This is a genomic window from Alteromonas sp. KS69 (genome assembly GCF_003989595.1).
Taxonomy (GTDB): Bacteria; Pseudomonadota; Gammaproteobacteria; order Enterobacterales; family Alteromonadaceae; genus Alteromonas; species Alteromonas naphthalenivorans.
On record NZ_PYHU01000071.1, the window covers coordinates 1 to 1,093 of the forward strand.

1 protein-coding gene is annotated in these 1,093 nt (G+C 42.5%); it reads right to left on the reverse strand.

The window, feature by feature from the left end; all coding sequences use genetic code 11:
• Window positions 1-239: 239 nt before the first annotated feature.
• A complete protein-coding gene (locus tag C7Y69_RS21270; RefSeq protein ID WP_013783868.1) occupies window positions 240-1,001 on the reverse strand; it encodes an IS5 family transposase in 762 nt (253 codons plus the stop codon).
• Window positions 1,002-1,093 lie beyond the last annotated feature (92 nt).

The window sequence follows — 1,093 nt, forward strand, 5'->3', positions numbered from 1 at the left end:
AACACCTCTTCGCAGGTCGCGCTTTACAGTTTTTCTCGTAAGGTGTCGGCTTGATGATCTTACATAAGCTCCTTCTCGTTGTCTTGCTCTTGCAGTAGCCAGTAGTGAATCCCTCTTAGAAAGTACACGATATTGATCATTTTCTTGGAACTTTGTGCAAAGGATGCTGTTGTTGCATCAAATTCTGGATTGGCAGCACTCTCCCTAGGGCCTGTTGATCTTTGCTGCATATATTTCACTCAGCAGTACATGGGTAGCCACATCATCGAAAATGCCAGTGATACCATGCTGGCATAATTCCTTGCTAACTTTTCATACCTCGTTGATATTGAACGATAATGCTTTATTCGAGCAAAGGCGTTTTCAACTAGGTGGCGATATTTATAGAGGCACCAATCAACGCTGCCTTTGTCTATATCTTGGCCATAGTTCCGTTTCGGTATGACGGAGATACCTCCTTTGGCTTCAATATATTCTCTTAATGCGTCACTATCGTAGCCTTTGTCACCTACGAAAATGTTTACTTCCCTTAAATGGTCAACCAGACTTTGAGCCCGAGCTATATCATTTCTCTGGCCTTCTGATAGTTCAAAATAAATTGGAAGCCCACCACTATCCACGGCTAAATGAATTTTTGTGGAGTTACCACCTCGGCTTTTTCCAATGCACTCATTATCCTTAGTAGCTGCTCCGGCACTATGCTGATGAGCTTTGACAATCGAACCATCAGCAAAGACCCAGTCGTAATCAGCCAGTTTGGCTAACTCATTGAATAACATATTCAATAAACCTTTCTTCGACCATAAATTGAATCGGCGATAAACGGCGCTCCAACCGCCGAATTCTGTTGGTAAATCACGCCAAGGAATTCCTGTTCTCAGCCGGAAGAGTATCCCTTCAAACGTCATTCTATGTTCTGGTTTATTGTAAATGCGGCCTGTACTCTTCATTACTTGAAGTAGCTTTTGCCACCGCTTATCAGTTAGCATTAGTCTCGGCATGGTAGTGAGTTGTTCTTTTACTTTTGGCGAAGCAAATTATAACTCTTTACCATGCTGCTCAAAAACCAATCACGAAAGATCAACACGCCTTA

Excerpts from the sequence above, each read along its gene's own strand:
- C7Y69_RS21270 (WP_013783868.1), bottom strand. The coding sequence starts at position 1,001 with ATGCCGAGACTAATGCTAACTGATAAGCGGTGGCAAAAGCTACTTCAA.